Here is a 23,716-nt window from a genome sequence, read left to right on the forward strand (position 1 = left end):
GTGGCATTCAAGTGCGCGAACGCCGGCTGCCCCCGTCGTACGTCTGCCGAGAACATCGACGGCATTAACGTTGGACGCGATTGCAGGCTCAGGCGTTGTTGAGGATCAGATATCGTGCGACCGGTGCTTACCATATGCGCGACCGCTCGCACGGCCCAAAGGCTCTGATTTCTATGCGAATTTCGTCGGAAAGTACGCTATTTGACAGTTGCTGAAAGGCAACGTCAAGGCCATGGATGCTCAGCATTCGTGAGACTACGTCGAACTGGCCAAAATCGCAGTTGCTTCGCAGAGCGTGCGCAACGCCCCACAGGAACGTTGTTTCGTATTGAAACGCTAAAGTCGCATGAATGATGAGCGTGAAAAGGCTACGTTCGCATGAACGATGAGCGCGGCTCGCACGAATGACGATCTTCAACAACACCACAGGTACGTTGTTTCGCAGTGAAATAAAAACGCAATTAACCACCAGAAAACGACCCACAACAAGTAAAGACGGCTTTCAAAGGGAGGGGCCATCGACGTGAGGTGTCACCTCTGTATAATTTCACTTTCGTGAAAGTTATTCCACATCTATGCCGAGGCCGCTTCCTGATCCAACTCCGCCATAACGCGTGACAATCCCGAAGCATTGACCAGCTTGGTGACCGGATACGAGCAACGCGGGCAGGGGAAGGGCATGCCCATTGATCAGGCTGGAAATCATTGCGGGTTTCCGTCGGCATGTTGTCCAAGCTGGAGAATGGCAAGGGCGTCAATCTGGAGCACGCGCTGCGCGTTGGACTGGGTTTGACGATACTCGTCGTGCCCAAGACACATGCATCGTTGCTCGAACAGGCGGCGCCCAGGCGGCCAAAGCGGGCACCAAGTCGGCAGCCTGTGCCATTAGTTATGCTTTGGGGCGCCTGCGCACATTGTTCGACGATCCGCTTTTCGTGCGCACCCCCGAGGGCATGCTGCCTACGCCCACCGCACAACAACTCGCGCAGCCGGTAGGGCGCGCCATCTCGTCGATCCGCGAGGCCCTGCGCCACACGGAACATTTCGACCCCGGCACCAGCGAACGGGTATTTCGCCTTTCCATGACCGACATCGGAGAACAGGTCTTCCTGCCCCCGTTATGCGAAAAGCTGCAGCGGGTCGCGCCGCAAACGCAACTGGAGGTCAGGCAGTTGCTGGTAGCTCAGGTGGAAGAAGCCTTGCGGCTTGGCCAGCTCTTTCGCCATCGGCAATCTGCCCGCTCTCAGGCCGGTAACACGATATGCGCTGCTGTTTCATGAGGACTACGTGTGCATGACACGCAAGCGCCCCGGGCTGCCGGCGCGCAGCCTGTCCGCGGAGCGTTTTCTCGAGCTCTCCCATATCGCGGTGGCGCCAAGTGAAAGTAGTCACCGCAATATCTACGACTCACTGCTGGCCGCCGGCCTGCAGCGGCGTATCGCGCTTCAGGTGCCGCATTTCACCGTGACGCCCCAGATCCTGCAGCGCACCGACTGGATGGTCACGCTACCGCGACGCGTGGCGCAAGCGTTCAACCAGCACGGGCAGTTCGCGGTTTATCCATTGCCGGTCAAGATTCCCGAAGTCGAAGTCACGGTGCACTGGCATGAAAGCTTCGACAAATGACGAGGGTAACCAGTGGCTGCGCGAACAGATCATCGAGACCTTGAGAGAGTAGGCAGGGCAGAGGAGCGCCCCAAGTGCGCCGCGCAATGCTCAGCCCGATCCAGGCGATCATGCAGAGACGAGTCGGTCTTGCGATGAAAGGCAATGGGGCGTTTAATTTACCCGGAGGAAGTCCGGGGAGGCTCCCATGGCGCGCTGCACAATTTGCGGGTTTGAGAATGCCATTGGCGCCAATTTTTGTGAGCAATGCGGCAACCGGCTGGCGCGCCTCTGCGCGCGCTGTGGCCACGAACTGAGCCCGGCGGCGCGCTTCTGCAACGCTTGCGGCGAGCCCGTCAGCGAAATACCGCAAGCCTCGTCCGCCGCCCCCGTTCATTACACTCCACCGCACCTGGCCGAGCGCATCCGGGCCGAGCAGGCGGCGCTGGAAGCCCGGGGAGAGACCGCCGGCGAACGCAAGACCATCACCGTGCTGTTTGCCGACATGGCGGGCTCGACCGCGCTGATCCACGACCGGGACCCGGAAGAGGCAAACCACCTGATTACCCCCGTCATCGAGCTGATGATGGAGGCCGTGCATTACTACGAGGGCTACGTGGCCAAGTCGTTGGGCGACGGCATCCTCGCGCTGTTCGGCGCGCCCATCGCCCATGAGGACCATACCCAGCGCGCGCTGTACGCGGCGCTGCGCATGCAGGAGGCAATGCACCGGCACAGCGACAAGCTGCGGCTGGAGCAGGGCATCTCGCTGCAGATCCGGGTGGGCGTCCACACGGGCGAGGTAGTCGTGCGCTCGATCCGCAAGGACGACCTGCACACCGACTATGACCCGGTGGGGCACACGATCCACATTGCTGCGCGGATGGAGACGATGGCCGCGCCCTCGTCCATTCTCGTGAGCGAATCCGCCCACAAGCTCGCGCAGGGGTACTTCGAGTTCAAGGCGCTGGGAGAGGCCCAGGTCAAAGGCATCCCCGAGCCGCTCGCGGTCTATGAAGTGCTTGGTCTGGGGGCATTGCGCACGCGCTTGCAAGTGGCAGCGCACCGCGGCCTGGCCCGCTTCGTTGGCCGCGCAGCCGAACTGGAGGCGCTGCACCTGGCGCTGGACCAGTCCACCGCCGGACACGGGCAGATCGTCGCGGTGGTGGGGGAGGCCGGGGTCGGCAAGTCGCGGCTGTTCCACGAGTTCAAGGCGCGCTCGCAGAGCGACTGCCTGGTGCTGGAGACCTTCTCGGTGTCGCACGGCAAAGCCTTTGCTTATTTGCCGCTCATCGAACTCCTGAGGAATTATTTCCAGCTCACCGCTCAGGACGACAAGCGGCGCTGCCACGAGAAGGTCGCGGGCAAGATCGTCACGCTGGAGCGCAGTCTTGAAGACGTCATGCCTTACCTGCTGTATCTGCTGGGCATCAGCGAGCTCGGCTCGGCGCTGGCGGACATGGGTGCCAGCCTCCGGCGCGAGCGCACGTTCGAGGCCATCACGCGTCTTCTGGTGCGAGAGAGCCTTAATCAGCCCGTCGAGTTGCTGTTCGAGGACCTTCAGTGGCTGGACAGCGAGACCGAAGCCTTCCTCGCTTACTTCATCGAGCGAATGGCGCAGGCCCGGATGCTGCTGCTTGTGAACTACCGCCCCGAGTATCAGTGCGCGTGGGGGCACAAGGACAATGGCACTGCATTGCGGCTCGCCCCCCTCGGTCCAGCCGAGGCGCAAGGCTTGCTCGGCGACTTGCTGGGCAATGACCCCAGCCTCGCGCCGCTCAGGCAGCTTATCCTCGAAAAAACCGAGGGCAATCCCTTTTTCTTGGAGGAGGTCGTCCAGACTCTGGCCGAGGAAAAGGCGCTGCTCGGTGAACCCGGCCATTACCGTATTGAAAAGACCCCGGCCGCGCTGCATATTCCGACCACGGTACAGGGCGTGCTCGCGGCGCGCATGGACCGGCTGCCACTCGCGCAGAAGGAACTGCTGCAGACCCTGGCCGTGATCGGCAAGGAATTCCCCTTGAGCCTGATCCGGCAGGTCACCGGGCAGTCCGAGGAGCGCCTCTATCCACTGCTGGCCGGCCTGCAGGCGGGAGAGTTTATCTACGGGCGGCCGGCATTCCCGGAAGTCGAGTATGCGTTCAAGCACGCCCTCACCCAGGAAGTCGCAGGCCACTCTCTGCTCTCGGAACAGCGCGGCGCGTTACATGAGCGCACAGGCCGGGCCATCGAGATCCTCTTCCGGCATCACTTGAGAGACCACTGCAGCGAACTGGCACATCACTACAGTCTCAGCGGCAATATCCCCAAGGCGGTGGAGTACCTGCATTGCGCCGGGCGTCAGGCCGTTGAGCGTTCGGCGCATCTTGACGCCATCCGTCACCTGAGTACGGCGCTGGAGTTGCTCAAGCGCCTGCCCGACGCGCCCGAACGCGCGCGCCAGGATCTTGCCTTGCGCGTCACCCTTGGCCCAGCCTTGATTGCTGCGAGAGGTTATGCCTCGTCGGAGGTGGAGGCCAACTATGCCCGAGCCCTGACCTTGTGCGAACACGGTGGTGAAACCCCGCAGCTGTTCCAGGTGAAGTTGGGATTGCGCACTTTCTTTTCACTTCGTGCGCAGCATCACACGGCGTATGAATTAGGGGAGGCGCTGCTCGAGTTGGCTGAGAACGCGCAAGACCCGGTGCTGCTCGAGCACGCTCATATCGCGCTGGGAGGATCGTCGCTCTTTCTGGGCAAGTTCCACCAGGCCCGGGCGCACCTGGAGCGGGGGCTTGCCCACTATGACCCTGAACGGCGTCAGGCCCATGACGCACTCTATGAGATGGACCATGGGGTCCGTGGCCTCTGCCTTCTGGGATGGGTCTTATGGCTGCAGGGCTTTCCGGCTCAGGCCAGCAAGGCTGCCCAAGAGGCGCTGGCGCTGGCCCGCAGGCTTTCTCATCCTTTCAGCCTCGCTCTCGGCCTGGCCTTTGCCGCCGAATTGCATCAGCTGCGGCATGAGACACAACTGGCCCGGGAGTGCGCCGACGCCACCATCACGCTCTCGACCGAGCAAGGATTTCCGTTCTGGCTCGCATGGGGAACCATCTTGCGGGGCTGGGCGCTGGCCGAGCAGGGGAGCAGTGAGGAGGGCATTGCCCAGATACGCGAGGGCCTGGCCGCCTACCAGGCCACGGGCGCCGAGCTGGGGCGGCCTTATTTTCTGGCCCTGCTGGCCCAAACCTACCAGAACGCCGGCCAGGCGCAGGCGGGACTGGACGTGCTGGCTGACGCGCTGGCCACGGTCGGCAACACGGGGGAACGTTTCTTTGAAGCGGAGTTGCATCGGCTCCAGGCGGAACTGCTTCTCCATCGCCCGGACGGGGCTGCTGACCCCGAAGCGGCGGCAGCGTGCTTTCATCGGTCCATCGCCATCGGCCGCCAGCAAGGCGCGAAGTCGCTCGAGCTGCGCGCGGCGCTGGGTCTGGCTCGGCTATGGCAAGACCAGGACAATGCGGAAGTTGCGCGGCAGATGCTGGCCGGCCTGCATGAGTCCTTCACGGAAGGGTTCGACACCGCTGAGTGGCAGCAGGCCAGGGCACTGCTGGATGCTGCGCGACCATCCGGCCAGCGCGACTGAGAAGCGCTGGCTCACCTCGTCAAGGGAGGTATGTGCCCTTGTCGAAATTGCCCGCCGCAGGTTGCCGAATCCTGTGGGGCGATCTGCCAGGCCCAGCGTGCGCAAGCAGTGCCAAAGCAGGGCCTGGTTGCTGGTGATGACGGGTTTGCCAGCACGCTCGATCTCTTCGATGACGTCGCTCACCTGTATGCCGGCGCAGCTGATCAATACTGCATCGGCGTTGTCGGTATCGAATTGTCGCGCCAGGTCAGCCCAATGCGAGGCAGGAAACGAGTCCTGCTGAATCGGCGTGGAACATGGGTCTGCGATTTCGCAGACGACCTCGACACCGTGTCGGGCGAGGAACGCGATTTCCATCTCGACCACCTGGCGCGGATAGGGTGTCATCAGTGCGACACTGCCCGCGCAAACCGCATGCGAGGCGGAGAGACTTGATTGGGGTGCGGAAACGCTGAGCGTCAACTTATGGCCATCGTGATTTTCTAAAAGAACAATTGCCGGTTCAATAATCAGCCCGGGCGATTGGGGGCTGGGCTTGGCCCAGCCATTCTCGAACACCATCTCGTCCAGGGATTGCCGTCTGGCCCAGCCTTCCTGTTCCAGCATCGGCTTCTCATAGAAGATGTCGACCTGGCCGAGGCACAGCACAGCCACTGGCCGGGCACCGGGCGGCAGCCGCAGCAGCCGGCCAAGCTGTTCAGGGTCGAACAAGGAAACCCAGCCCACGCCGATTCCTTCCGCGCGCGCAGCAAGCCAGAGGTTCTGGATGGCGCAGGCCACCGAAGCGAGATCCATGTCCGGCATGGTGCGCCGACCGAAGATGTGCCGCTCGCGTCCATCCATCAGCGCTGCCACCAGGACTTCCCCGCAGTCCAGGATGCCCTCCACCTTGAGTCGCATGAACTCGTCCTGGCGTTCGCCCAGGGCGAGCGCGATGCGCTGGCGTTCGGCATCGACCAGCGCGTGAACCTGCGTTCTCAGGTTCCTGTCAGTGATGCGGATGAAGCGCCAGGGTTGCATGAAGCCGACGCTGGGGGCGAGATGCGCAGCGTGCAACAAGCGTTCCAGCAATGCAGGATCGAGCGGGTCCGGCCGAAAGTGGCGCATGTCGCGACGAACGCCGCATGATTGGGCAGGAGATATCGCGACGGTGATCGAGCATGCCGGCCAAGCGCCCGTGGTGATCGTCGGGCACGCGCATGCAACTGGACGCCCGCACCGTGGCGAGCGATCGGCCCTACCCGGTGCGCGCGCTGGTGTTGCTGGCGGGCCCGGCGGGAAAGGTGCCGAAGGGTGTCGACGCCGTGCCAATCCCTGCTGAAGTGCGGGCCCAGATCAAGCGTTGCGAGGATACCAGCTTACCGGATGCTTGCGCCTACACGCGGTGTTCTTCGCGCCCGGCAACGACCCTGAGCCTTGGCTGCTGGGCTGGAACACTGAACTGATGTGGTCGCTTCCGGCACCGTGTCGATCGCCAGGGCAATGCCCGCAAACGCGCGCGCATCGCCATGCTGTCATCAGCGCATCTTCCAGCGCCACGTGGCTAAGATCAAGCCATTCCTGCACGAAGTGAATTCGCAGCATCAATGCAAGAACGGCCGTCCTACCAAAATTGCTAGCTTATATTTGTTCGATTTGGTGCGTACTATCACTTCAACAGACAGTCATCATATTGACGCTGGCCGAGCAGGATAATTTTCGAGCAAGGACTAGAAGTATTTACACGTTATTTTCGCTTTGCAAACTGCAGATATAAATTTAATTAAATCAGACATAACTTAACGACCTATCGATTTTCGACTCAGCGAGGAAAAAAATCTGCTCATTGGTGAGCGTCACCAAAATTGCAGCGTAGCTAGGAAGGGAACGGGGATGGAAATTTGGGCGAAATCAGGAAACAAGTATCGTCAATCCACGGTTATAGGGCAAGGTTCAAAGAATGCGGCGCTCCCCCTAATCATCGCCTCGATCTTCACTGCTCGCAGATCCGTGTTGAGGAACGTTCCCAGCGAGCTAGAAGACGTTCGGGCTGTCATACGCTCTCCTGAGTGGCTTGGCGTTACGGGTTACGGTGGAGCGAACGAACAACGCGTTAAGCATTGGCGCCTCGACGCTCGGGGCGGCCGGGATGTGCGAGTGATATTTGTGCGCTAATTGCATTCATGCAACGCGAGATCAGGCAGCACTTCGATGTGGAGCAGAATATTCTGTAGACCGGTTAAATTACTTTGCTGAGGAAATTGAATGGAAGTTTATCAAAAGCACTCACATGTTTCGGCGAAGATTGATGCAGGAATTCGTTGGGACTTTGAAACTTCGCATTCGTCCGATATTTCCAGAATCTGGACTTTCCTGACCGAACGTCAGCCGAAGATATTCAACGGCCCGGTCTTGATGTCCCACGATATGTCAGGTGACGATCTTTCGCTGGAGGTACATTTGCTCCGGACGTCCTACGCAGCGTTCATGGCGTGGCGCGAACTCAATCATCCCATCAAGAGCGCGAAACTGTGTTTTCCGATTGCGGCAGTCAAGACATCGGATGATTTCTTCCTGTTGGGCACGATGGCGTCGCATACTTCGAATGCAGGGCTGAGCTATTTCCCCTCCGGAACGTTGAATGACGATGATGTACTGCAGGACGGCACGGTGGCATTGGAGCATTCTCTGGTTCGAGAGGTCAAGGAAGAAACCGGCCTGACCCATGAAGACTTCGAGCTAGCCAATGGCTGGACCCGGGTGGAGAACGATGTGCGTTGTGCTTTTTTCAAGGAAGCCAGGCTGAAATTGTCTCGCGCGGAAGTGTCCGAAAGGATTGGGACATTTCTAAAGGATCAGGTCGATCCAGAACTGTCGAGAGTCCTGTTCGTGAAATATCCTTCGGACCTGGCCGGACTCAAGCTGCCGGCTGTTCAACGCGAGTATTTTGAAAGAGTCTTGCCTGATCGTTGAAATTACTTGTGCTAAATTTTTTGTAACGGGTCAAAACCCGCATCCGCGTCACGCTGGAGCATCCGTTTCGCATCTTCAAGCAGTTCGGCTATCTCAAGGTCCGCTACCGGGGCGATGAAGAACACGCCGCAACCGCATACTGGGCGCATCCTCGAGTTGCGTCAGACCCAGGCTGTGGTCCAGGACATCGCCAGTGGTCGACACTGGGGCTTGCCCTACGCCGCCGTGCTCGCCGAGCCCACTACCGCTGCGCAGCAACCGCCGCACGCTTCACCGCCACCACCGCCCCAGGCGAAGCGCCGGGATCAGCTCAACAAGGCGCTGGCCGAACCGAGCCTCTATGACGACGTGCTCTCTATCTGAATCGCAACGGCTTTTGGGGTGCCGGTGGCAGTACTTGATCGCGATTTCAGCGTGCCCTACGAGCCAAGCAAAGCCGTCGAAAAGGTCTGGCGCGACATCTACGCCGATCAGAACGGCAACCTCGAACTTCAGGAGCTCAGAGAGACGTTGGCCGATATCGCCGAGGGCTCCTCGACCTGGAAGTACCTGCACCTGATGGCGACGCGTCGGACCTTTGGCGGCAGGCCAGCCTACTTCGGCACCGAGGGCGTCGCCTGGCTGGTCCAGTCAGCAAGTGACTGATTAGGTTGGGGTTTTAGACAGGCATCAGCCAGAAAACCGTATGGATGCTAGGGGTGGCTACCCCGGTAAATTGCGCGGAAATCAAGGGGCCCCATTGATACGCCACGTTATCAGAATTAGTGGTCGCCAGTCGCAGAAATAGATCCTATGTAGGGGAAGAATCGCCAAGACGGCTAGCAGTAGGATTGATGGGGCACGAGCTCGCTCAATGGAGGGCATCATGAACGCCGATCACGCTACCGAACTACATGCTGAAGACGCCATCCTGGCGGTATCTCTCGAACTGTCGGCCGCACAATGGAAGGTTGCACTTCACGACGGATTCAGGGAGCAACCCGCGGTTCACTCGGTCGGTGCTCTACAAGCCGCTTCTCGACTGCAGGCCGTGCTTGATCTGATCGAGCAGCAAAAGCGCAAGTGGTCGCTGCCTTCGCATGTGCGTGTGGTCGTGAGCTACGAAGCTGGACAGGACGGATTCTGGATCCTTCGGTCGCTGCGCTCGCGCGGCATCGACTGTTATATGGTCGATGCCGCGAGCATCCCGGTGGAGCGCCACAAGCGGCGTGCGAAGACGGACCGCCTCGATGCAATCAAGCTCGTCACCAATCTACGTGCATGGCTACATGGCGAGCGAGACCGTATGCGGGTGGTGCGTGCGCCCTCTCTGCAGGATGAAGCGTCGCGTCATCTGATTCGCGATCGCGGACAACTGCAGAAGGAAGTCATGCAGCACCGCGACCGCATGCGCAAACTGCTTGTTACCGTTGGCTGTTGGGACGAGGTTGACCACCGTGCATTCGCCAAGCGGCTCGCTCGCGGCGAACTGACCTGCCACGACGGCTCGCCGTTGCCAGACGAACTGCGCGAACGGTTGCTGCGTGAATCGCATCGCCTGGAACTCGCCGAGCAGCAACTCAAGGATCTCCAGCGTACTCTTCATGACCGCCTACCCGAGCCGGTACGTGAGCGAATCACCTGGCTCAAGCGCTTGAGGGGAGTGGGTGACATTGGTGCATCGCGTCTTATGCTCGAACTGTTCTGGCGGCAGTTCCGCAACCGCCGACAGCTCGGCGCGTGCGTAGGACTCGTGCCCCAGCCCTACGACAGCGGCCAGAGCCGGGTCGATCAGGGTATTAGCAAGCAAGGCAATCGACGGGTACGGGTTCAGCTTATCGAGATGGCTTGGGGCTGGCTCCGATACCAGCCTGGCAGTGCGCTTACACGATGGTTCAACGAGCGCACCCAAGGTACCGGGCCCAACCGTCGTGCCCGCCGCATTGCCATCGTCGCGCTCGCCAGGCGCCTCGTGATTGCACTATGGCGTTACCTAACGGAAGGCATCATTCCCGACGGGGCCCAGTTCAAACTGGCATGACATCAGTTGCGATGTCGCAAAACAATCGAGGGTGAGATGAGTTGTGCCCGCGCAGATCGCTGGCCTGCTGAGCGCGGCCGATAATTAGATGGGGCACATCTCCCGGATTGCACTATCCGGCGCCACGCGCATAAAGGATGAGGCCGGTACTACCGGCGGATAGAAGTTGGTGAGACGTCGATGTCTCACGTGCGCACCAGCCGTCTCCCCCTTACGTTAGTCGAGCCCACGCAGCCCGACCTCGAGGACTCTTTATGATCTGAATCTTTGTAGAAAGCTTGCCGCCACTTGACAAACTATTCCCCATAGAAGCGATCTGCAACAGCGGCCACGGCGGGATGCGGATACCTGAAGATTCTGGCCAGCCAGGTCGCCGTACGAGGTACCACGTGGCGTCGAAAATGACGTGCCATGGCCCGGTAGACCATCAAAGCCGGCGCATCGGGGCCAGTAGAATGACGCTTGTCCCGTCAAATCCAGGTCCGGTGGGGCAATCGTAGAACGAAGCAATTCTGTCACTCCGGAATCGCCCTGGAAGCCGCGCCGTATATAGAAGTCGGGCCGGCGAATTGACAATATTGCTTACACTCACCGCGAAGCAAAGTCGTCAATTCGCATTAGTCCGGATTAATTTTGTCAATTGGCCTCCTAGACTTCGAAGCCCGCTCGTAAGGCATTGATCTTATGAAAGATTCTCTGCACATAGCGGAGCCGGTTGCGCTCGTCCGCCCCCGCGGCGCGCACCGCTTCGAAGCCTTCAGTCCGAAGCTGAAGCGGCGGCTCACTTTCTACCGACGCTGTGCGTTCGACCAGTGGGTCTTGATCGAATCCGATCCGGCAATCGCCCACTTTTGTGAGCGTCCCGGATTCGTTCAGTTTCGCGGACGGCGGTACCTTGCAGACTTCCTGGTCTCATACTCCGACCGGCAGGAGTTGGTACTCCTGCCGAATCCAGTTATTGATGAAGAAGCGAAGAAGGGCCTTGAGTTCAGCGCTGATGTGCTCAATGTCCGGCTGGTCGACGCGGCCGAACAGGCAGCATCCCGCATCTGGATCGACAACTGGCAGCGCATGCTGCCAAGTATCGTAGCCACGCGAGGTTTCGTGTCGGTGCCGCTGCTCGACGCGGTCGAGCGCTTTGTCGCCAGCCCGAAGCCGCTTCTAGCCATCGAGCGCGAGTTCTCGAAGGGTGATCCCGTGCTTGTGCGCGCCGCCATCTTCAGTCTACTGCATACCGGTCGCGTGCATGCTGAGGAATTGCGAACCGACCCATTGTCGTGGATGACGAAGTTTGCAGTCGGGGAGGCCTGTCATGATTCGCCGCAAGCCTGAGTTTCAATCAATCGATTTGAGCGCGTGGCCAAGCATAGCGTGGACCGAGCTTGACGTCGAAGCGCGCGAGGTCACGAAGCTAAGAATAGAGGCCGTCGAGCGCTACGCGCGCGGCGAACGTGTAAAGGACATTGAGAAGGTAACCGGCGTCAACCGTCGACAGATCTATCGGTGGCTCGAGCGAGGCTTGGCGCCGCATCCTGACGGACGCATCTTTGGATTCCGTGCCCTGTTGGCGCACGTGCGCGTCAATGAGTACGTCCGGGTAAGTCCAGTCAATGGCCGGCCCAGCGAAGGCGGAAGTGGTAAAGCGGGCGCGCTCGCGCTTTTCCTAGAGCGCTTTCCGACGCTCGCGGGATGGTTGCTCCTAAAAGTAAAACAGCGCCGCGTGTCGCTCGAACAGGTTCATACCGACGGAAGACTGCAGACACGTCTGGTTGGCTTGCATGCACTGCACGCGGAGTTTCTGTGGCAGTGCCGATCCCTCGGTCTGACGGCGGTGGACTACCCCTTCAATACGGATGGCCGTGCCATTCGGTCGCTATCCGCGCGGCTTAAAGTCGAGTTGCTTCGCAATTTCCGCACGGCGGCACGGGCGGCAGGCGCCAAGCATTTGAAGGGTCTGCCGCACTACGATAAGTCGGACAGTCGGCCGGCCGTGCGCCCTTACCATGTCGTGGAGTTCGACGGCCACCGACTCGATATCCGGCTGAAGGTGGTAGTACGCGATGCATTGGGCTTTGAACATGAGTTCGAGATCGAACGCGTTTGGTTGCTCGCGATCATCGACGTATGCACGCGTGCGGTGCTGGGCTTTCACCTTTCGCTGGGTCGCGAGTATAGCCGTTACGATGTCATCAAGACCATCGAGTCGGCCCTGGAGCCGCATCGACCACGCGACTTCACGATTCCTGGGTTGGTCTATGGTCCACACGACGGCTTTCCCTCAGAGCGCCTGCCAGAGCTCGCGTACACAACTTGGGAATGGATGAAGCTTGACAATGCGAAGGCGAATCTCGCCAAAGAGACACTGGATGCCTTGTGCGAATTCGTTGGCTGTTGTGCAGACGCAGGGCCGAAGTACAGCCCCGATGATCGACCCTACATCGAACGCTTCTTTGGGACCATTGCGAGCAAGCTGTCTTCCAGATTGCCTGGCTATACGGGTTCGCATCCCCGTGATCTGCGGCGCGCACTGGCCGATCCGAAGGGAAAGCTACGCTTGTTTGTGTCGTTTGACGAGTTGGAGGATTTAGTCGAATACGCTATCGCGAGGTACAACGGTACACCGCATGCCAGCCTGAACAATGTCACGCCACTTGAGGCGATGGAGTATTTCATTCGGGGCAAGGAGCAACTGGTGACATGGTTGCCCGAACATCGGCGCCGCACGCTGTGCCTGATGCAGTCAGCCAGGCGTTGCACAGTGCGCGCATACCTCGACCGGGGCGTTCGACCGCACATCAACTTGTATGGCGTGCGCTACACAAGCAGCGTCCTCGCCTGCAGCACGGATCTGATCGGCAAGAGCCTGCTTATCTATCTGAATGCCGATGATCTTCGCTGTGTCCGTGCGTTCCAACCTGACGGCGTTGAGCTAGGGATCTTGGAGGCCCAGGGAGCTTGGGGCGTGATGCGGCACAACCTGAAGCTACGCCAGCAAATCGATAAGGAGAACAAGAACAAGAAACGGTCACGCGTGGCAGTCGAGGCGGATCCCATCGCAGACTACGTCGACGGAAAGCTGGCGCAGGCAAAGAAGACACGGAAGGCGGCATCCGAACTGGCGGAGGCAAAGCGGATTCTGTCGTCCGCGCCGACGGCGCGAACCGCGATGGGGCGGGGAGTATCCGCCGAGCAGACCACAACGAACCTCAAGTCAGCGCCGACCGTAGACAAGGCTTCCGAGCAGAAAACCCCGACTCGCCCGAAGAAACTGAATATTGGCACCGGCCAGGTCTATTAACCGTGTCACTCGCGTGGGAGTCATCATGTCCCTTCAAATACCGCGTCCCATCGATCCATCGCTGCACCCCCTGGTCACCGGCAACTATCGCATCGCCACGCCGGCAATCGAAGAACTCTACGAACTGGTCACTCGATGTCTGCGCTACAGGATCATGGGCGCGTTGATCTACGGCCCGTCGCGCATCGGTAAGACACGGGCGATCGAGTACGTGCGATTGCTGCTGGCACGAAATCACCCACGGATGACCAGCTACCACGCACGATGCGAACACAAGCCGAGGCATGCCGAAGGACCGTTCTTCGCAAACCTGCTTGAAGCGGTTGGCGACCAAGATCCTAACGCTGGCGCCAACCCGGCCAAACGTATGCGCCTCGCCCTGAGGATTCGTGAGGCCGCCGCTCGGGCGGGCAGTGGCACGGTGCTGCTCTTCTGTGATGAGGCACAGCGTTACAACGACAATGAATACGAATGGCTGCGCGATGTTCACGATGCGCTAGACCGACAGCAGATCAAGCTCTTCACCTTCCTCGTCGGCCAGCAGGAATTGCTCGCTCAGAAAACGGCCATGCAGGTGGCAGGCAAGACGCAGATCGTCGCGCGGCTGATGGTCGAGGAATTGCCCTTTTATGGCATCCGAAACGCGAAGGACGTGGCGACGTGTCTGAGCGGCTATGATCAGACGGCGTATCCAGAGGGCACCCAATGGAGCTTTACCCGATTCTACGTGCCCCAGGCTTTTGATGCTGGATATCGGCTGGTCAGCGATGCCGACGCGCTGTGGGACGCGTTCGAGGCGGCGCACCACAAGGCCAGTTTGCCGGGGCCCTTGGAGCTCCCCATGGAGTCGTTCGCTCGTGCCGTCGAGATCCTGCTGAAAGACAGCGAGATCAGGGATTGCCCGGGCTACTGTCCCGAGCCAGCGTTGTGGGCTCATGCGGTACGGCATTGCGGTTATGTCCAGTCACGCCATGCAACCGGACGTGTGCTCGTCGCCGCCGCCTTGTGAGGCGGGAGCGCCGCGCTTTCCTATCCTCACGCTTGACGAGGCAAAGCTCACACCGGCGCTGGGTTACGTATTCGACAAGAAGTGGATCGAGCCATGGGAGTCACTCGTCTCGATCTTGTGGAAGTTCAAAATGGCGAATGCGTTGTCTGGTACCGCTATGATGCGGTTGCTGAGGCCGGACCTGGATCCGTACGAGAATATCCCACCGCAGCAGGGATTGGTGAATACTGTCCGGCTGAATGAGGCCTTGGGCTTGCCCAAAAAGACGCTGCAGATGGCGCTCATCGAGAACGCCGAGCAGCGACGCTATTGCGAAGTGCTCCGCTACTGTCGTTCTTGTATGTCACGCGGCTACCACTGCCTCTTGCATCAAATGGCGAGCGCGACTCGATGTCCTGCTCACCGTTACCCCATGGAATCTGCCTGTCTTCGGTGCGGTCACGAAACGCCGTTCTGCTTGAACGTGCAACTTCTCGAGGCACCATATCGTTGCGCGCATTGCCGAGCACGCTATGGTGGGCAAGTGTGGCGACCCGGCAGTGTTCGACCCATGAGGCCGGAGTACCGCAAGGCGTTGATGCGGTCATACTTTGAGTATGGCTTGGGATGCAAAAGCCTGGGCTAGACGCCCCGCGGGCACCGACTATATCTGCATTCCGCGATCACAAGACAGCCCGTGCAAGACGTTGGCCAGGTTTGTCGTTTCCTGTTGTAGCCTCCGAGCGCGGTCGCCAGATGGGCGGCGGCACGGAGTTTTTAGGGCCGTGTAGGCGCGTCGCACGCGCTGAATTGACACTTCGCGATCCTGCCGCGGTGACAGCTTTTCTTCGCTGTGCTTAAGCCATTGATTTCATTGATGTTTCGTGCGATTTCTCTGCCGTTGTCACGCGAATTGACGACATTCCTTCGGGATCGTTGACGACTTTCCTTTGTTCTACGTAAGCGGCAGGCGGGTCGGACGCACCGCCGCCTCCATGCATGGCCAAACAGCGACTTCTACGGCGGCGATGCATTGGCTGAAATTTCATCATTGTGAAATTAATGTGGTTTTCTGCGTGGTTGGCGCCAAATGCCGCATTGTGCATATTTATCTTGCCAAAAATGCGCATTCCGCTCGAATTGCGGGTTTACACCCACCGATTCTGCGCGATTTGCTGACTTATAATGATTGAATCGATCATATAACGCGGCAAATAGAGCCGACGAGCCGATTGGAACGGCTGTTAAGTGACCGAATCGAGCAAAATGCGAGGCAAGGAGGGAGGCGGTGCTGGATTGGGCGCCGACTGGCCCCGCCGTGCTACCGACGCCAGCGCCCCCCAGGAGATCTTTCATGTCAGTTACCTTCAAGGGAATCGTCCCCGCTCTCATCACACCGATGACTGCCGATCAAGACGTCGACGAGGCCGGTTTGCGCACACTCGTGGACCGCCTGATTGACGCGGGTGTGCATGGTCTTTTTGTACTGGGTACCAATGGCGAGTTCATTGCACTGTCGGAAGACGAGAAGCTGCGTATCGCCCGCATCACCGTCGACCAGGCGCGCGGTCGAGTTCCGGTGATTGCTGGAACGGGGGCTTACGCGACGCGCGACGTCGTCGCTCTCAACCACAAGATGAAGGACATCGGCGTCGATGCGGTGTCCGTCATTACGCCTTACTTCAACGGCGCGACACAACGTGAACTGTTCACGCACTACGAGCAAATCGCGCGCAGCACAACATTGCCGGTGATGCTCTACACGATTCCTGCCAAGGCGGGCATTACGTTGAATGTGGACACGGTGCGACGTCTCTCCGAGATCCCGAACATTCGGGGCATCAAGGACAGTGGTGGCGATTTCGACCGGTTGCTGCAACTAATCAAGTTGCGCCGTGAAGATTTCGCCGTGTTCACGGGTACGGACTCAATGATCTTGTGGACCCTGATTGCCGGTGGCGACGGCGCGGTTGCAGCGACTACCAATGCCGTGCCGAGCGTCGTGATGTCGATCTGGAACCATTTTCATGCTGGCGAAATCGAGGCCGCTCGCAATGCCCAGGAATCCTTGCGTGCCCTGCGCGATGCGTTCGCATTGGGGACGATGCCCGTCGTCCTGAAGACGGCCGCCGCCATGCTGGGGATGCCCGCCGGACCGGCGCGCGCCCCTGCGCTGCCCCTGGACGCCGCTGCACGCGATCGCGTTGCCCAGGCGATCGCAAACTATCCGCGTGTGCATTGACCGCGCCGCATTGCGCCGGACCCTCTGATCGACAGAAGACTGAGACTCTCTGACATGAACCCCGTCTATCACTTCCAAGGCGTCAAGCACATCGTGCATGGAGCAGACAGCCTCGACCAGCTGCCCGAAAAGCTCTCCTTGCTCGATCGCCCGATCCGTCGCATTGCGTTGATCACCCAGCCATTTATGGAAGGCAATGGCGTGGCAGACCGTGTGGTCGCCGCGCTGAAGGCGAAAGATATCCATGCGCTCATCGTGCGCGGCGTGCAGCCTGAGCCGACCATTGAAAACATCGAATCCGTCTACCGCGAGCAGATCGAGCCGTTCGGGCCAGACGCCGTGCTGTCGATTGGCGGCGGCAGCGTGCTCGATGCAGCCAAGCTTTTCGCGGTGCGCCTCACGAACCAGCAACCTCTGCGCGAGTGGCTTGGCATCGATCTGATCCGGACACCGGGAGTTCCACTGATTCTCGTCCCCACGACTTCCGGTACGGGCTCCGAGGTCACGCCGAATGCAATCGTCACACTCCCGGACGAAGCACTGAAGGTCGGGATCGTCAGTCGTCATCTGCTGCCGCAACTGGTGATCCTCGACGCAACGCTGACACTGCATCTGCCCAAGCCCATTACTGCGGCCACTGGCATGGACGCTTTCATCCATGCGCTGGAGTCCTACATCTCGACCAAGTCGAATCCGATCAGCGACATGTTCGCGATGGAATCGATGCGGCTCATTGGCGCGAACCTCATTGAAGCCTACGAGAACGGCCAGTCGCTCGAGGCGCGCGAGGCAATGCTCCTGGGCTCGATGTATGGAGGGCTGGCATTGACGGCGGCGGGCACTGCAGCCGTGCATGCGCTGGCCTATCCGCTCGGCGGCATGTTCAATATCACGCACGGTGTCGCCAACTCGATGCTGTTGCCCCATGTGATGGAGTTCAATCTCGACGCGAGCGTCGGACGCCTTGCCAAGGTCGCGTATGCCCTGCAGATCGCGCAGTACCATGACGACGAGGAAACCGCGGCACAAAAGCTCGTCGTCCGTCTTCGCGAGTGGACTTCTGCATTGGACATTCCTCAGGATCTGCGCAAGTTCGGCGTGCTGGAAGCCCACATTGACGCACTCGCCGTTGCCGCTTCCAAGGTGACGCGCCTGCTTGGCAACAATCCGAAGCCGCTGGACCTTGACGACATCAAGGCCATTTATCGCCGACTGCTGCCATGATCATCCCACCTGGCAGCCACACGCGGTTGCTTATCCTTGGCGACGACCTGTCAGGCACCGCCGACTGCGCGGTAACCGGTACGCACTGCGGGCTTGGGAGCATCGTCAGCCTTGAGATTGAGCAACCCGTGGCGAGCCCAGTCGCCGTGCTGGCGGTCGATACCGACACGCGTCGCCACTTGCCCGATGAAGCTGCGCGCGTGAACGTACTGGCCTTGCGTACCCATGGCGATGGACGTCGGCTCTACAAGAAGATCGACTCGACGCTGCGTGGAAACGTCGCAGCGGAAGTCGCGGCACTCGCGGATTCGGCTGGAATGGCCATCGTCGCGCCCGCGTATCCAAAGGCCGGTCGCACGACGCGGAAGGGCCAACAGCTTATCTTTGGCGCGCCTCTTGAAGAGTCAGAGGTCTGGAAAAACGAGCACATCGCAGGAAAGGGCGACTTGCGCTCGATGCTTTCTGATGCCGGTCTGCGGGTCGCTCAAATCCCGCTTGAGACCGTGCGCGAAGGTGTTGCACCCGTGCGGGCAAGGCTCGAAGCCTGTCAGCAAGACCACTGTCAGGCCGTGGTCTGCGACAGCGAAAGCGATGAAGACCTGGCAACGATCGCGACCGCGTCAGCGGTGCTGGACAGAGTGTTTTGGGTCGGCTCCGCCGGCCTCGCAAGACCGCTCTTTGAAATGCTGGCCGTGCCTGAGAAGGTGTCGTTCGATGCTGCAGGGCGGGGACCTGAAGCATTGGCTGTAACAGCCCACTCACGCGGTGTCCTGGTCGTCGTGGGTAGCATGTCGAGCGTCTCGCAGCAGCAAGTTGCTGCTCTGCAGGTCAATGCCAAAAGCTCTATTGACTTGTTTGAGGTTGATGCAGATGGCCTGCTCGATCCTGTCAATCCGGCGACGCTCGCGCTGACTACTCAGGTGATGTACGCGCTGATGCGCGGGCGGCATGTTGTGGTGAGTCTCAGCCAGTCGCACCGCATTGCGACCACCGATGGCTTGCTGCTTGCGCACCGCCTTGCGGACCGGCTCGCCTCCGCGGCCGTGCATGCTGCTGCACTGATCGCCACCGGCGGAGAGACGGCGCGCGCGTTGCTGTCGGCGATGGGCATCGCACAACTCGAAGTCATCGAGGAAGTCGAGGATGGCGTACCGTTGTTGCTCGCAGACATGCACGGCCGCAGCGCGTTGCCCGTCATCACCAAGGCGGGCGGATTTGGCCGACCCGATACCCTGTATAACGCGTGGCAGCGACTCGTTGCCATGCAGAAAGCGGATGCGCAAGCGCCGCGCCAATCCAGTAAGAAGGAAGCCATGACATATCGTCCTGTAATCGGCATCACGATGGGCGATGCCGCCGGCGTAGGCCCGGAAATCATCATGAAGAGCCTTGCGCACGCGTCGGTGTACGAAGGCTGCCGCCCACTCGTGATTGGCGATGCGAAGCGCCTTGCGGATGCCGGACGTCGCGCTGGTGTCGCGCTGGGCATTCATTCGATTGCGACGCCTGCAGAGGCGCGCTTTCGACACGGTGAAGTCGATTGCATCGATCTCGGTCTCATCCCCGATGAACTGCCATATGGCAAGCTTTCCGCCATTGCCGGCGACGCTGCGTATCAGTACCTCGCCCGTACGGTTGAACTGACCTCGGCCGGCGAACTCGATGCCATCTGCACCGCGCCCCTGAACAAGGAAGCGCTGCATGCGGGCGGTCACATCTTCCCGGGACATACGGAAATGCTCGCCCACCTCACCGGCGTTCCCGAGGTGTCGATGATGCTGGTGGCTCCGAAGCTGCGGGTCATTCACGTGACTACGCACATCGGTCTGCTTGACGCCATCCGTCGCATTGAGCCCGGGCTCGTGCAACGCACGATCGAGCGGGCGCACGAGACGCTGCTGCGCGCGGGGATTGCGTCTCCACGCATCGGCGTTTGCGGCATCAATCCGCACGCTGGCGAGAATGGGCTCTTCGGCTATGGGGAGGAGGAAGAAAAGATCGTTCCCGCGGTTGAGGCGCTGCGCGAGCGTGGCTGGGATGTCGAAGGTCCTTTGCCTGCCGATACGCTGTTCTTCCGCGCGGGACGCGGTGATTTCGATGTCGTTGTCGCCATGTATCACGACCAGGGGCACGGTCCGGTGAAGGTGATGGGGCTTGAGGCTGGCGTCAATGTCACGGTGGGATTGCCGGTCATCCGCACCTCCGTCGACCACGGTACGGCTTTCGACATTGCCGGCAAGGGCATCGCGGATGAGCGCAGCATGCTCGAAGCACTGAAGCAAGCGCAAGACCTTGCAACGCGGCGCGTGGAGCAGGCCGCGTAGGTGCTGTGATCGGGCATGGGCAGTACCCATGCCGTGTGCAGTTCGAAGGTGCGGCGCGAGAGGGCGCCGCAGATTCAAATTCCTGGTTGCCGCGTGTTTCGGCAACCATTACGTCAACGATTCAGGATCTCGCTATGACCACTCAGTCCGCCATGCCAGCTCAGGCGACTACGATGCCCGGCAAGCTGCACCATGCCGAGGGCGATGACGCGCGCATCGACGCCTATCTCCCCGCCGCAACCGTTCAGAACCATGCCTCGAATCTGATCGCCCTCGACAACGGGGACGTGCTTTGTGCCTGGTTTGGCGGCACGCAGGAAGGTGTGCCCGACATCTCGATTTACCTCTCGCGGCTGGACAAGGGCAGTTCGACCTGGACCGAGCCGGTCCGACTCTCCGACGACTCCACGCGCTCCGAGCAGAACCCGGTGCTCTTTGCAGCGCCAGATGGAAAACTCTGGCTCATCTATACCGCCCAGCTGTCGGGCCATCAGAACACGTCCATCGTGCGCCGACGCATCTCCGCAGACAATGGTCATACATGGGGGCCGATCGAGACACTGTTCGACAAGCCGGGTACGTTTGTGCGGCAGCCCATCGTTGTCGCGGCGGATGGTGCATGGCTTTGCCCTGTCTTCATGTGCCGCGTCGCTCCGGGTGAACGTTGGTCTGGCAATGACGATGTCAGTGTCGTCATGCGCTCCACGGACAACGGGACGACATGGACCGAGCACGAAGTCCCCGGCAGTATTGGCTGTGTGCACATGAACATCCAGCGCCTTGATGACGGCTCGCTCGTTGCCATGTACCGTAGCCGGTGGGCAGACAACATCTATCAGAGTCGTTCCAGCGATGGCATCACCTGGTCGGAACCTCAGCCGATCGAGTTGCCGAACAACAACTCCTCGATTCAGTTCGTCACGCTGGCGAACGGTCATCTGGCCATGGTGTTCAATAACAGCAGCGCGGCGCAGAGTACCGAAAGGCGTGCCTCGCTCTACGACGATATCGAGGATTCCGAAGACAGCGGCACCCTCATCACTCAGGCGGCGTCGACGCGGGGTACGGCATTCTGGGGAGCGCCCCGTGCACCGATGACACTCGCGATCTCGACGGATGGCGGGCGTACCTGGCCCATTTCGCGCAACCTGGAGGTTGGTGACGGCTATTGCATGACGAACAATTCGACCGACAAGCTGAACCGCGAATTCTCTTATCCCTCGATCACACAGTCTGCAGACGGTAAACTCCATATCGCATACACATATTTCCGCCAGCGCATCAAGTACGTGAGCGTGACAGAAAACTGGGCTGCCGAGGGCGCGGGTAAGCGAGCATAAGCGCGCACAAGGTATCGGACAGAGCGTGGGCAGACTGCCGGTTCGGGAATGGGTAAACTCTCGTCGTGCCGGCTTTCCCGCGCTTCCGCCCAGTCTCCATGCTGGCGGCGTTCAACCCCCGTTACCGACTACAACATGAAAGTTGCCCGGCGCCGTGAGGCGATGCTCAAAGCCGTCCTCTCCGGAATGACCGAAGTGGTTGACCTGTGCGATCACTTTGGCATGTCGGAAGCCACCGTGCGCCGTGACCTGCGAGCGCTTGCCGACGACGGCCTGATTGTCCGCACGTATGGCGGCGCTGCCCTGCTCGGCACACACGCCCCGGAAGAGTCGCTTGAAGAGCGCAGGCAGAGTTTCCAGGCAGAAAAGGAAGCCATTGGCGAAGCGGCGGCAGCGCACATTGCTTCGGGCGACACGATTTTCCTCGACAGCGGGACGACGACGGCGGCGTTGGCTCGCGCCCTTGCCGGCCGGGACGATATCCATGTGGTCACGAACAATCTGCTGGTTGCGCAGATCCTTGCCCCGACCCGGGTTGACCTCACGCTGATCGGTGGGGAAGTCCGCGGGACGAGCATGAGCACGCTTGGCCCGATCGCCCAGCTTGCCTTGACCCGCATTACCGTTGACAAGGCATTCCTTGGCGCAGACGGGGTGGTGCCCGGACGCGGTTTGTGCGAGGCAACGGCAGACCAGGCCTACCTGAAGGAATGCCTGATGCGGCAGGCCGCGAGCATTTTCGTGCTGGTCACCGCTGACAAGCTCAACCGGGATAGTCAGCAGCACTGGGCGCCCATCGAGAAGCCATGGACGCTGATTACCGATGCCGACGCTCAGTACGCAGGCTTGCATGCCTTCGAGAGAGTCGCCGGGGTCACCATCGAAACCGTGGTGACGTCCCGCGCGGTGCCACATTGATGTCGATTTAGCAGGGAAAGCTGGAAGGTTGCCATGACCCGACGAATGATAGTGACAGGGGCCAGTTCAGGCATTGGCCGTGCCATCGCCACCCGGCTGCTTGGTGACGGCTTTGAAGTGATCGGCCTGAGCCGAAGCGACCCGGGTCTCGCCGAACCAGGCTTTCAGTATGTCTGCGCGGACCTGAACGACAACGCCAGCATCGGAAAGCTTGCTGAACAGATCGGCGTCGTCGACGGGTTCGTGCATGCGGCCGGGTTCATGAAGGCGACGAGACTGGGGGATCTCGACCTCGCCAGCGGCGAAGCCATGTGGCGGCTGCACGTCGGTGCTGCTGCCGCACTTGCCAACGCCTTCGCACCCACCATGCGTGCGGGCGGCCGGATCGTGTTGATCGGTAGCCGGGTATCAGGCGGCGCGGCAGGGCGCAGCCAGTATGCCGCGGCAAAGGCCGCAATGGTTGGCATGGCACGCTCGTGGGCCATGGAACTGGCTCCGCGCGGCATCACGGTCAATGTCGTCTCACCCGCTGCCACGGAAACGCCGATGCTGCGCGACCCCCAGCGCGAGTCCAGCGCACCGATTGTTCCTCCGATCGGTCGATACGTACAGGCCGAAGAAGTGGCTTCGCTGGTCGCCTATCTGCTCGGCGACGCCGCAGGTGCCATCACAGGTCAGCAGATCATGGTGTGCGGGGGAAGCTCCCTCAGTTGAGCATCGCTGCGTTTCCACAGAGTTTGGCCTGACGCATCCACCGTCGAGCCCCGTCCACGCGGGCTCCGGATTTTCTCGTTTGCATCCATTTTCGATGGCCCGGCCTTGAGCCGGTCGCATGCCATCGCCATCGCCATCGCGCGCCGCAGCCACCATGCGGCGGCCAAATTCGCGCAATCAGAAGTGTCTCGTTAGTATCCGCGAATTGATTGATTCGATCAATTCGCGGATTGGCTACGTTTCTTCACCGTGATTTATGCCCGAGTCGATCAATAAATAGGGTTTACTCTCGCTGAAAATGCGTGATTCGCTGAACTACAATGATTGCATCGATCATAACTGATGGTTCTGCTGAGTGATCTCCGCAAACTCATAACAGTGAATGATCGAATCGATCGAAGGCAGAGGTCAGGGACTTTCAGTATGTGACGCCCTGCATGCTCCATGAGGCATGACGCACAAAGCATGT

18 protein-coding genes and 3 pseudogenes are annotated in these 23,716 nt (G+C 60.3%); 19 read left to right on the top strand and 2 right to left on the bottom strand.

The genetic code is table 11. The features are described from left to right. Positions 1-914 precede the first annotated feature (914 nt). The 3 genes from KB879_RS40100 to KB879_RS38695 all read left to right on the top strand — a co-directional run bounded on the left by KB879_RS40100 (position 915) and on the right by KB879_RS38695 (position 5,227). A complete protein-coding gene (locus KB879_RS40100) occupies positions 915-1,280 on the top strand; it encodes a hypothetical protein (RefSeq protein WP_249221432.1) in 366 nt (121 codons plus the stop codon). Further along, entirely contained in the window at positions 1,207-1,626 is a 420-nt protein-coding gene (locus KB879_RS40105; RefSeq protein WP_228772821.1) for a LysR substrate-binding domain-containing protein, read from the top strand. Before KB879_RS40100 ends, KB879_RS40105 begins: the two co-directional genes overlap by 74 nt. Positions 1,627-1,813: 187 nt before the next feature. Next, positions 1,814-5,227, top strand: a complete 3,414-nt coding sequence (locus KB879_RS38695; RefSeq protein ID WP_211983163.1) for an adenylate/guanylate cyclase domain-containing protein — start codon at positions 1,814-1,816, stop codon at positions 5,225-5,227. Positions 5,228-5,344: 117 nt separating this feature from the next. Here the strand turns inward: KB879_RS38695 and KB879_RS40735 are convergent. Both KB879_RS40735 and bluB read right to left on the bottom strand, forming a co-directional pair. Further along, positions 5,345-5,788 (bottom strand): annotated as a pseudogene (locus KB879_RS40735) (hypothetical protein); the annotation flags it as partial. After that, positions 5,768-6,334, bottom strand: a pseudogene (gene bluB / locus KB879_RS38700) (5,6-dimethylbenzimidazole synthase); the annotation flags it as partial. The pseudogenes bluB and KB879_RS40735, both read right to left, overlap by 21 nt. A 92-nt stretch (positions 6,335-6,426) precedes the next feature. Between bluB and KB879_RS38705 the strand changes: the two are divergent. The 16 genes and pseudogenes from KB879_RS38705 to KB879_RS38770 all read left to right on the top strand — a co-directional run bounded on the left by KB879_RS38705 (position 6,427) and on the right by KB879_RS38770 (position 23,247). Then, positions 6,427-6,672 carry a hypothetical protein gene (locus KB879_RS38705; protein WP_249221433.1) on the top strand — a complete coding sequence of 82 codons (246 nt, stop codon included), beginning with the start codon at positions 6,427-6,429 and terminating at the stop codon, positions 6,670-6,672. A gap of 799 nt (positions 6,673-7,471) precedes the next feature. Further along, entirely contained in the window at positions 7,472-8,179 is a 708-nt protein-coding gene (locus tag KB879_RS38710) for an NUDIX hydrolase (RefSeq protein ID WP_153957109.1), read from the top strand. A gap of 26 nt (positions 8,180-8,205) precedes the next feature. Beyond that, a pseudogene (locus KB879_RS40115) lies at positions 8,206-8,320 on the top strand (IS5/IS1182 family transposase); the annotation flags it as partial. After that, complete coding sequence (locus KB879_RS40740) at positions 8,294-8,542, top strand: hypothetical protein (RefSeq protein ID WP_371827446.1); 249 nt, start codon at positions 8,294-8,296, stop codon at positions 8,540-8,542. The pseudogene KB879_RS40115 and the gene KB879_RS40740, both read left to right, overlap by 27 nt. Positions 8,543-8,566: 24 nt before the next feature. Then, positions 8,567-8,824 carry a hypothetical protein gene (locus KB879_RS38715; protein ID WP_228772839.1) on the top strand — a complete coding sequence of 86 codons (258 nt, stop codon included), beginning with the start codon at positions 8,567-8,569 and terminating at the stop codon, positions 8,822-8,824. A 220-nt stretch (positions 8,825-9,044) separates the two neighbouring features. After that, entirely contained in the window at positions 9,045-10,199 is a 1,155-nt protein-coding gene (locus tag KB879_RS38720) for an IS110 family transposase (protein ID WP_013958800.1), read from the top strand. Between the two features lie 684 nt (positions 10,200-10,883). Continuing rightward, on the top strand, positions 10,884-11,531 hold the full coding sequence (locus KB879_RS38725; RefSeq protein ID WP_211983165.1) for a hypothetical protein: 648 nt from the start codon (positions 10,884-10,886) through the stop codon (positions 11,529-11,531). Next, positions 11,512-13,497, top strand: a complete 1,986-nt coding sequence (locus KB879_RS38730; protein WP_211983168.1) for a helix-turn-helix domain-containing protein — start codon at positions 11,512-11,514, stop codon at positions 13,495-13,497. Before KB879_RS38725 ends, KB879_RS38730 begins: the two co-directional genes overlap by 20 nt. 25 nt (positions 13,498-13,522) lie before the next feature. Further along, positions 13,523-14,506, top strand: a complete 984-nt coding sequence (locus KB879_RS38735) for an ATP-binding protein (protein ID WP_211983170.1) — start codon at positions 13,523-13,525, stop codon at positions 14,504-14,506. Between the two features lie 929 nt (positions 14,507-15,435). Then, positions 15,436-15,678 carry a hypothetical protein gene (locus tag KB879_RS38740; RefSeq protein WP_211983172.1) on the top strand — a complete coding sequence of 81 codons (243 nt, stop codon included), beginning with the start codon at positions 15,436-15,438 and terminating at the stop codon, positions 15,676-15,678. Positions 15,679-15,839: 161 nt separating this feature from the next. Then, entirely contained in the window at positions 15,840-16,727 is an 888-nt protein-coding gene (dapA, locus tag KB879_RS38745) for a 4-hydroxy-tetrahydrodipicolinate synthase (RefSeq protein WP_211983175.1), read from the top strand. A gap of 54 nt (positions 16,728-16,781) precedes the next feature. Beyond that, positions 16,782-17,951, top strand: a complete 1,170-nt coding sequence (locus KB879_RS38750) for an iron-containing alcohol dehydrogenase (RefSeq protein WP_211983177.1) — start codon at positions 16,782-16,784, stop codon at positions 17,949-17,951. Next, positions 17,948-20,275 carry a 4-hydroxythreonine-4-phosphate dehydrogenase PdxA gene (gene pdxA / locus KB879_RS38755; RefSeq protein WP_211983179.1) on the top strand — a complete coding sequence of 776 codons (2,328 nt, stop codon included), beginning with the start codon at positions 17,948-17,950 and terminating at the stop codon, positions 20,273-20,275. Before KB879_RS38750 ends, pdxA begins: the two co-directional genes overlap by 4 nt. 134 nt (positions 20,276-20,409) lie before the next feature. Beyond that, positions 20,410-21,615 (top strand): exo-alpha-sialidase, encoded by a 1,206-nt coding sequence (locus KB879_RS38760; RefSeq protein ID WP_211983181.1) that lies wholly within the window; start codon positions 20,410-20,412, stop codon positions 21,613-21,615. Between the two features lie 135 nt (positions 21,616-21,750). Further along, positions 21,751-22,533 carry a DeoR/GlpR family DNA-binding transcription regulator gene (locus KB879_RS38765; protein ID WP_211983183.1) on the top strand — a complete coding sequence of 261 codons (783 nt, stop codon included), beginning with the start codon at positions 21,751-21,753 and terminating at the stop codon, positions 22,531-22,533. 33 nt (positions 22,534-22,566) lie between these two features. Further along, positions 22,567-23,247 carry an SDR family NAD(P)-dependent oxidoreductase gene (locus tag KB879_RS38770; RefSeq protein ID WP_211983184.1) on the top strand — a complete coding sequence of 227 codons (681 nt, stop codon included), beginning with the start codon at positions 22,567-22,569 and terminating at the stop codon, positions 23,245-23,247. The last annotated feature ends 469 nt before the right edge of the window (positions 23,248-23,716 follow it).

Source organism: Cupriavidus sp. KK10 (assembly GCF_018223725.1).
GTDB lineage: Bacteria > Pseudomonadota > Gammaproteobacteria > Burkholderiales > Burkholderiaceae > Cupriavidus > Cupriavidus necator.